This is a genomic window from Streptomyces sp. MK37H (assembly GCF_018035285.1).
GTDB lineage: Bacteria > Actinomycetota > Actinomycetes > Streptomycetales > Streptomycetaceae > Streptomyces > Streptomyces endocoffeicus.
Window position 1 is genome coordinate 1 of record NZ_JAAAYH010000406.1, and the last position, 8,198, is coordinate 8,198.

The 8,198-nt window shown below is 72.0% G+C and carries 7 protein-coding genes and 1 pseudogene; 4 read left to right on the plus strand and 4 right to left on the minus strand.

Annotation, left to right across the window (positions count from 1 at the left end):
* Window positions 1–1,250: sensor histidine kinase (locus tag GWI24_RS35935; protein ID WP_210950230.1), on the plus strand; the 1,250-nt coding region annotated here is incomplete at its 5' end.
* Window positions 1,251–1,366: 116 nt separating this feature from the next.
* Here GWI24_RS35935 and GWI24_RS35940 read toward each other — a convergent pair.
* On the minus strand, window positions 1,367–1,744 hold the full coding sequence (locus tag GWI24_RS35940) for an STAS domain-containing protein (protein WP_210950234.1): 378 nt from the start codon (window positions 1,742–1,744) through the stop codon (window positions 1,367–1,369).
* 311 nt (window positions 1,745–2,055) lie between these two features.
* On the opposite strand from GWI24_RS35940, the gene GWI24_RS35945 reads away from it, so the two are divergent.
* Together GWI24_RS35945 and GWI24_RS35950 are read left to right on the plus strand one after the other, a co-directional pair.
* Window positions 2,056–2,634 (plus strand): sigma-70 family RNA polymerase sigma factor, encoded by a 579-nt coding sequence (locus tag GWI24_RS35945; RefSeq protein ID WP_210950231.1) that lies wholly within the window; start codon window positions 2,056–2,058, stop codon window positions 2,632–2,634.
* Window positions 2,631–4,373: a zf-HC2 domain-containing protein gene (locus GWI24_RS35950; protein ID WP_308344201.1), complete on the plus strand. Its 1,743-nt coding sequence runs from the start codon at window positions 2,631–2,633 to the stop codon at window positions 4,371–4,373. The genes GWI24_RS35945 and GWI24_RS35950 overlap by 4 nt, the downstream gene beginning before the upstream one ends.
* 18 nt (window positions 4,374–4,391) lie before the next feature.
* Here GWI24_RS35950 and purU read toward each other — a convergent pair whose 3' ends face one another.
* Both purU and GWI24_RS35960 read right to left on the minus strand, forming a co-directional pair.
* The gene (gene purU / locus GWI24_RS35955) at window positions 4,392–5,261 is read right to left on the minus strand and encodes a formyltetrahydrofolate deformylase (protein ID WP_210950232.1); all 870 of its coding nucleotides are present in this window, start codon (window positions 5,259–5,261) and stop codon (window positions 4,392–4,394) included.
* 51 nt (window positions 5,262–5,312) lie between these two features.
* On the minus strand, window positions 5,313–5,759 hold the full coding sequence (locus tag GWI24_RS35960; RefSeq protein WP_247617338.1) for a hypothetical protein: 447 nt from the start codon (window positions 5,757–5,759) through the stop codon (window positions 5,313–5,315).
* 171 nt (window positions 5,760–5,930) lie between these two features.
* On the opposite strand from GWI24_RS35960, the gene GWI24_RS35965 reads away from it, so the two are divergent.
* Complete coding sequence (locus GWI24_RS35965; protein WP_210950233.1) at window positions 5,931–7,241, plus strand: ABC transporter substrate-binding protein; 1,311 nt, start codon at window positions 5,931–5,933, stop codon at window positions 7,239–7,241.
* A gap of 46 nt (window positions 7,242–7,287) precedes the next feature.
* Here the strand turns inward: GWI24_RS35965 and GWI24_RS35970 are convergent.
* A pseudogene (locus GWI24_RS35970) lies at window positions 7,288–8,198 on the minus strand (hypothetical protein); the annotation flags it as partial.

The window sequence follows — 8,198 nt, forward strand, 5'->3', positions numbered from 1 at the left end:
GCTGGGGCTCGCTGATCGTCCCCGTCCTGCTCGCGGTGGCCGACGCGCTGCTCGTCAACGGCGTCACCTTCGGCCTGGAGCTCAACGTCTCGCTGGTGGCGGCGGCCGCGCTGCTGGTGCGCCGGAAACTGCCCGCGCTGGTCTTCCTGGTGACGCTGCCGGGGATCCTCATCGGCTACGTCTGGTTCGCGCCGATGATCGCCCTCTACACGGTGGCCCGACTCCGCCCCGACCGGCGGCTGCTGGGGGTCTCCGCGCTGCTGCTGGCCGCCGCGCACTTCATCCCCTGGCCGGTCTCCGACTTCGAGCCGACCGCGTACCGGGAGAACACCCTCACGCTGATCGACGCGTGTGTGACCTCGGTGGGACCCATCGCACTGGGCCTCCTGGTGCGTACGCGCGGGGAACTCGCCGCCCGGATCGAGGACCTGACCCGCAGTCGCCGCCACGCGGACGAGCTGATCGCCGAGCAGGTGCTGTCCACCGAACGCGCCCGGCTCGCCCGCGAGATGCACGACGTGGTCGCCCATCAGGTCAGCCTCATCAGCCTCCAGGCCGGTGCGGTGCAGATCAGCGCGGAGGACGCGAAGGCGCGAGAGGGGGCGCGGACCATCCGCGAGCTGTCCGTGCGGACCCTGGACGAACTCCGCCATATGGTCGGCATCCTGCGCGCGGCGGGCGGCGACCACGAGGAGCTGACCCCGCAGCCCCGGCTGGCGGATCTGCCCCGGCTGATCGAACTCAGCGCGCTGGACGTCAGCTTCGAGACGGACAGCGCGACCCAGCGGCCGGGCCACTCGGAGGCGGTGGAACGGGCCGCCTTCCGCATCGTCCAGGAGGCGCTCACCAACGTCCGCAAGCACGCGCCGGGAGCGCGGGTGACCGTACGGGTCAACGACGCGCAGGCGGAGGGGCCGGAGGGGCCGGAGGCGGCGGACGGGCCCGGCGGGGATCGCGAGGCGGTTCAGGAAGCGGCGCACGAGGCGGCTCGAGGAGTGGTGCACGGGACGGCGCCCGGGACGGCTCAAGTGGCGGAGGAGACCCGGGGCCTGCGGGTCGAGGTGCGCAACGGCCCGCCCGACGCCTCCGCCGTGGCCCCTGGGCTGCCGGGCGGCGGTCACGGTCTGGTCGGGCTGCGGGAGCGCGCACAGTTGCTGGGCGGCACGCTGGAGGCCGGACCCACGGAGGAGGGCGGCTTCGTCGTACGGGCCGACTTCCCCAAGACCCCGCGCGTCACGGGTCCGGCATGAGCGGCCCGCGTACCGCCCTGGGCGCACCCGCAGGCGTACGGACGCTCCTGGGCGGATGGACGGCTCCGGGCGCCCTAGTTGTGTTGTCCCGGCACGTTGGTGACGGGACAACACACCTAGGCCGACAGGGGGTCGACCGCGTCCGCGTCGTCCTCGTCCAGCTCCGTGGCCGCCCCCAGGTCGGGGTAGACGTCGAACAGCCGCCGCACTCCCAGGGCCGCCAGCACCCGGTGCACATGCGAACCGTGCGCGGCGTCCTGCGGCGGCAGGATCAGCCGCAGCCGACCCGAGCACGACCGCATCAGCCGACGCGCCGCGATCAGTACGCCGACCCCGCTGGAGTCGCAGAACCGGACCTCCGAGAGGTCCAGAACCAGCCAATGGCGGCCCTCGGCGACCGCGTCGTGGACGTGCTGCCGGACTGCGGGCGAGGTCACCAGGTCCATCTCTCCCGAGACCTGGAGAACGACCCACTCCCCCCGCCGGTCCTCCATCACCTTCAACGTCACGCGCCCGAAGCCCTTCGCTCGCCGCTAACCGGAATTTGCTGTTCCCGGGCGGCTGCCCGCCCGTCGGCGCATGAAACTCCCCCAGGCATACGCCTTGAGGGACGACCCTATGCCGCGCCGAAGCGTTTCGTCTCCCCGATCCTGCGCAAAGCGACCGTCCCAATACCATGCGCGGCCCCGTTCTCACGCACTTTGCCTGATGGACGCGTGTTGTGAGAGCTACCGGCATTACATTCGATATGAACGTGGGCATAGTGCCTGGAGGGCCGGCCGGACAACTCGGGATTGGGGGCCGCATGGCGAATGACGCACCGCCCCGCTGGGACCGCAGGATGCAACAGCGTCTGGCACGCGGTGAAGCGGCCGCACTTGCCGAGCTCTATGACCGTTTTGCCTCACTTGTCCACGCTTTGGCGCATCGGGTCCTCGAGGACGACAGCGGTGCCGACCGCGTCACCCGGGAAGTCTTCGGCTACGTCTGGGAGAACCCGGACGCGTACGACCCCCAGCAGGGCTCGCTGCGCGCCTGGATCGCCATGCTCACCCAGCGCCAGGCGGTGCACCGGCTACGCGCATCGCAGACCGCCTCGGTCTGCGGGGACACCCTCACGAGCGAGGCCCTGGAGGAGCGGATCCGCGAGGCGTCCGTGGCCGCCCGCGCCGACTACATCGTCACCTCCATGCCCGCCCCGCTGCGTGCCGCCCTGGAGCTCGCCTACTTCGACCGCCATGACTACCGCCAGGCCGCGGCCGCCCTCGGGGTGACCGAGGACGAGGCCAGGCGCCGCCTCCGGCTGGGCCTCCAACTGCTGTCCACGGCCCATGTCCAGCCGCCCCGCGCGGTCTCGCCTCCCGGCTACGGGCGGGCGCTGTGACCGGGCGCGGCGGGCCGGACCCGTACGACGACGCCTACGGCGAGAGCTCCGGCGACTCCGGGGACGGGAGAGACGGGCCCGGACGGGGCGGCGACGCGGATCCGCCGTCCCACCCCGCCGGGCCACCACGCATACCGCCGCCGCGGTCGGCCGCCGAGGACGGCGGCCACTGGCCGGGCGCCCTGGACGGCGGCATCCCCGCCCCGCGCCCGCCGGCGGCGGACGAGGCACGGGCGGACGAGGCAGCGGCGGAACGGACACCGGAGCCCGGACCGGAGCCCGGATCGGAGCCCGGACCGGAGCCCGATACGGCACCCGGCCCGGAACCCGCCGCGGGCTCCGAACCGGAACCGACACCGGCACCGGAGTCGCGCCCGTGCCATCGGCCGGAACCAGCTATGGGCCCCGAGCCGGAATCGACCCGGGGCCCCGCCCCGGAAGCGAATCCGGAACTGGAAACGGAGCCGCGCCCGCAACCAGAACCGGAGCCGCGTCCGGAGCCGCGTCCGGACCCGGGACCACCCGCCTCCGCGGCACTGCCCGCGCCCGCGGTCGCGCCCGTCCCACCGGCCCCGCCCGCGCCACCGGCTCCGCCCCTGGCGGCGCCCACGCCCTCCGCGGCGCATCCGCTCTCGCACGATCTGCTCCGCTCGCTGCTCGGCGCCTGGGCGCTGACCGCGTGCTCACAGGAGGAGACCTCCGCCGTCGAGGCGCATCTCAACCACTGCCCCTCCTGCGCCGAGGAGGCGCTGCGGCTGCGTGACGCCGTCGGGCTGCTGCACACCGAGCACAGCCTGGACCTCGACCCGATGCTGCGCTCCCGGGTGCTCGCGGGCTGTCTGGGCCGCCGTCCGGCCCGGATACCCATGCCCGGCTGGGCCGGTGCCTACGACGCCGAGGCCGCCCGGCTGGACGCGCTGCTGCGCGACATGGGCGAGGCCGAGTGGCGTGCGCCGGTGCGGCTCAAGTGGTTCGACGGGCGGCGGCTCACCGGGCGGGACACCACCGTCGCCGGGGTGATCGGCCATCTGATGGTCGTGGACGGCATCGTCGCCGCCTCCCTCGGCCTCCCCGACCCGATGGGCGCCGCCGCCCCCGGCTCGCCCCTGGCCCGTACGGAGGCGTACTGGCACCACGAGCCCGGCGCCGCGTACGGGGCCGGTCCGCCGGGGGCGGTACGGGAGTTGTGGCGCGAGCAGGGCCATGCCCTGGTCCGTACGGTGTCCTTCGCCGGGCGCGGGGTCGCGGAGCTCGATGTGCCGTACGGGGACTTCGCGCTGCCGATCCGCGACGCGTTCCTCGACCGCGCCCTGGAGTGCTGGGTGCACGCCGGGGACATCGCCGAGGCCATCGACTACCCCTATGAACCACCGGCCTCCGCCCACCTCAAGGCCATGATCGACCTGTGTGCCCGGCTGCTTCCGGGGACGCTGGCCGAGCGGCGCCGGGCCGGGCTCGCGTCCCCGCCCCGGCGGTTGGTCGAGGCGGGCACCCCGGGCCGTACGCTCCATCTCCAGGTGGAGGGCACGGGCGGCGGCGACTGGTACATCTCGCTGGACTCCCCGGCGGCGATGGCCGCGCCGGAGGAGGCGGTGGCGACGATCGCGCTGGACCAGGAGGCGTTCTATCTGCTGGCGTCCGGGCATGTGCCGCCGCAGGAGGCGGCGGCGGGCCTGTCCGGGGACACCGAGGCGATCCGGGATGTGCTCTTCGCCACAGCGTCGCTGTCCCGCCTCTGAGGAGCGAGGCGATCGGTCTCAGTCGAAGACGACCGTACGGTGCCCGTTGAGCAGCACCCGGCGCTCGCTGTGCCACTTCACGGCGCGGGCCAGCGCCTGGCACTCCACATCGCGGCCGACCGCCACCAGCTGGTCCGGGGTGAGCCCATGGCCGACGCGCTCGACCTCCTGCTCGATGATCGGGCCCTCGTCCAGATCGGCGGTCACATAGTGGGCGGTGGCGCCGATCAGCTTGACCCCGCGCGCATGCGCCTGGTGGTACGGCTTGGCGCCCTTGAAGCTCGGCAGGAAGCTGTGGTGGATGTTGATGATCCGGCCCGACAGCTGCTTGCACAGGTCGTCGGAGAGCACCTGCATATAGCGGGCCAGCACCACCAGTTCCACATGCTCCGCGCGCACCAGGTCCAGCAGCCGGGCCTCGGCCTCCCGCTTGGTGTCCTTCGTCACGGGGATGTGGTGGAACGGAATCCCGTAGGAGCCCACCAGCTCCTGGAAGTCGGTGTGGTTGGAGACCACCGCGGCGATCTCGACCGGCAGCGCGCCGATCCGCGACCGGAAGAGAAGGTCGTTCAGGCAGTGCCCGAACTTGCTGACCATGAGCAGGATGCGCATCTTCTCGTCGGCGCGATGGATCTCCCAGTCCATCCGGAAGGACTCGCCGACCGCCGCGAAGCTGGCCCGCAGATCCGCCACCTTCACCGGCGAGACGGCGCGGAAGGCCACCCGCATGAAGAAGAGCCCGGTGTCACGGTCCCCGAACTGCTGGCTGTCCTCGATGTTGCAGCCGGTCATGAACAGATAGCTCGACACGGCGTGCACGATCCCCTGCTTGTCCGGGCAGGACAGCGTCAGGATGTACTGGTCGGGGACGGGATGCGACTCGCTCATGACTCCATAGCGTCCCACACCCGCGGCAGCGCCCCACACCCGCGACGTCGTTCAGACCGCCTGCGTCATGATCGCCAGTACTTCGAGGGTGCGCGGTGGGGTGTCCGGATCCTCGCCATCGTTGGTGGCCAGCCGCACATGGGCCTCGCGGGCCGCTCGTACGGCCTCCGGCCAGCCATGGTGCTCGAGGTACGCCGAGACGGGGGCGTCCGCGCCCGCCTGGTGCATGATCCTCAGCACCCGCAGCACGGCGACATCGACCAGCGCCGCCTCCTGCGAGTCACGGAAGATCGTGCCGACGTATTTCTCGGCGGACCAGTTGTCCAGCCAAGTGTCCTCGACCAGCCGGTAGACGGCGTCCGTCACATCGCCGTACCCAGGCTGGCCGGCCAGCCAGCACTCCTGCTGGAAGACGGGATCCGAGAGCATATGCAGCGCCGAGCGCACATTGGTGCGCCAGCGCCACCAAGGCATGTCGTTGACAGGCATGGCCCCCATGGTGGTCGAGCGACGGGCGCGACGGGAAGACTTCTCCGAACCTTGCACAGTCACTGATCGTACGTTCTTCACACATAGAAACGGATCAGCCCCCGCTGTTCACCTCTACGTCACCATCCCTTGCCTTGTCATAGCGGCTGCGTTCCTCGCGAAGCACCAAGCTCGCTTGTCATGACCGGACGGCGACGCCCCTCCTCCCGCCCCTTCCGAGCCGCCGTCGCGGCACTGTGTACGGCGGTCGGCGCGTCGCTGCTGTCCGGCTGCGGCGCGGTGCTGTCGAACAAGAGCGACAGCGACCCCATCACCGTCATGACCTGGGCCCCCGAGGGCACCAAAGCGACCAATATGCCGGGAATGCCCGCCATGGCGAAGGCATTTGCCCGTTGGGTCAACGACTCCGGTGGTATCCACGGCCGCAAGCTCGAGGTCGTCACCTGCAACGAGCGCAACGACGCCGTCCAGGCCGCCGGCTGCGCCCAGCAGGCCAAGGAGGACAAGGCCGTCGCGGTCGTCGGCTCGTACAGCCAGTACGGCCGGTCCTTCATCTCCCCGCTGGAGGTCGCCGGCATCCCCTACATAGGCGGCTACGGGCTGACGCAGGAGGAGTTCGACAGCCCGTACTCCTATCCGGTCAACGGCGGCCAGGCCGCCCTGCTGGTGGGCAACGGCCGCCAGCTGGCCTCCCGCTGCGAGCGCACCGCGCTCGTGCGCCCCGACACCATCGCGGGCGACGAGCTCCCCCAGCTCCTCAACACCGGCCTCAGGGCGGGCAACCGCGCCGCAGCCCGTGATGTCCGCGCCCCCGAGAGCGCGAGCGACTACAGCAAGCAGGCCGCCACCGCCCTGGAGGGCGTCGGCGCCGACAGCTCCCTCGGCGGCGCCGACCAGGGCGCGTCCCTGGAGAGCTCCTGCGTCACCGCGGCGCTCGGCAACCGCACCGGCACCTTCTTCGACTCCTTCCGCCGGGTCCAGGAGAACCGTCCGAAGGTGCGGATAGCCTCCATCCTCGGCGGCGTCCGGCAGTCCCTGATCGACTCCACCGGCGGCACCTCCAGCCCCCTGGAGGGCACCTACGCCACCGGCTGGTATCCGGCCGGGGACGATCCGCGCTGGAACTCCATGAAGAAGGTCATCAACAAGTACGCCTTCGACGACAACCGCATCGACCCGGACGACCCGGGTACGCAGACCACCTGGATCGGCTACACGGTGCTGCGCTCGGTGCTGATGTCCCTGCACGCCGACGACATCAGCGCCCGCACCGTGCGCAACGCGCTGGACAACGGCCACGCGGTCAACACCGGCGGGCTGACGCCGACGCTGCGCTGGGGCTACGACGACACCCTGCACGTGCCCGACTACTCGCGGATCGTCAACGCGGACGTCACCTACCAGGTGGTGCGCGACGGCCGGCTGGTGGCGGTGCGCAAGGGCTTCGTCAACGTGTCCAAGATCCTGGAGCGCTACCACCCGGCGGACTGAGCCACGGGTTGGGCCGGGGACGGCGGCGGCGCCCCCGGCCGCCCCGTCACAGGTCGGTGGCCTGGCGCGAGGTGAGGCCGTACTGGGAGGCGATCGGGTTCCACAGCCCCGAGGCCGTCTTCTTGGCCTGGGACGCCTCGCCGCTCGCCCGCTCGGCCGCCCCGACCCGGGGCGAACGGCGGGCCTTGCCCTTGGGGCAGCCTCTCTTGCCGCCGACCTGGTCGGCCCAGGCCGCGTACTCGTTGTCGGCCCTGGCCGAGGACTTCCACGCCCTGGTGAGCGACGCGGTCAGCCGCGCGTGATCGGGCAGCTTGTCCACCGAGAGCTTGCCGAGCCGGGTCACCAGATCGTTGCGCTGGCCCGCGGCCGTCCGCAGGTCCGAGGCCGCCGTGGTCAAATCCTTGCAGGACTTGATGTTGTCCACGGCCTTGATCACCGACGACCGGCTGTTGTTGCTGTCGGCGAGCAGCGCGTCCAGCGCCTTCGCCTGCGTCTCGACGGGGTCTGCGGCCTTGGACGACTCCGCGGCGCTCGGCGAGGAGCTGCTCAGCGTCGAGTTGTCCTTACCGTCGTCGTCGCCGCCCATACTGAGCACGGCTCCCGCGGCGAGCCCGGCGACGGCGCAGCTCGCCACCACCACGATGCCGATGATCATGCCCCGCGACATCCGGCGCCGCCCACCGCCGCCATGACCGCCGTCACCACGGCCGCCGGACGGCGGTTGCGGAACGTCCGGGCCGAACTGCGGAAGCTGCTGCGTCTCATCGGCGCCACCGCCACCGGCACCGCCGGCGTCGCGGAACAGACCGTCGAACTCCGAGGGCGGCGGCCGGTCCCCGGGACGGCCGGGACGGATCGCGTACGGGGCGCTGCCGGGCCGCTCCGGAATCGGCGCGGGCGCGGTGGGCGCGGCGGGCGTGGGCGGGAGCACCGCGGTCTCCTCCGCGGCCGAGGCCG

Excerpts from the sequence above, each read along its gene's own strand:
- GWI24_RS35940 (WP_210950234.1), bottom strand. The coding sequence starts at position 1,744 with ATGGAGGACCGGCGGGGGGAGTGGGTCGTTCTCCAGGTCTCGGGAGAG.
- GWI24_RS35945 (WP_210950231.1), top strand. The coding sequence starts at position 2,056 with ATGGCGAATGACGCACCGCCCCGCTGGGACCGCAGGATGCAACAGCGT.
- purU (WP_210950232.1), bottom strand. The coding sequence starts at position 5,261 with ATGAGCGAGTCGCATCCCGTCCCCGACCAGTACATCCTGACGCTGTCC.
- GWI24_RS35960 (WP_247617338.1), bottom strand. The coding sequence starts at position 5,759 with ATGGGGGCCATGCCTGTCAACGACATGCCTTGGTGGCGCTGGCGCACC.
- GWI24_RS35965 (WP_210950233.1), top strand. The coding sequence starts at position 5,931 with ATGACCGGACGGCGACGCCCCTCCTCCCGCCCCTTCCGAGCCGCCGTC.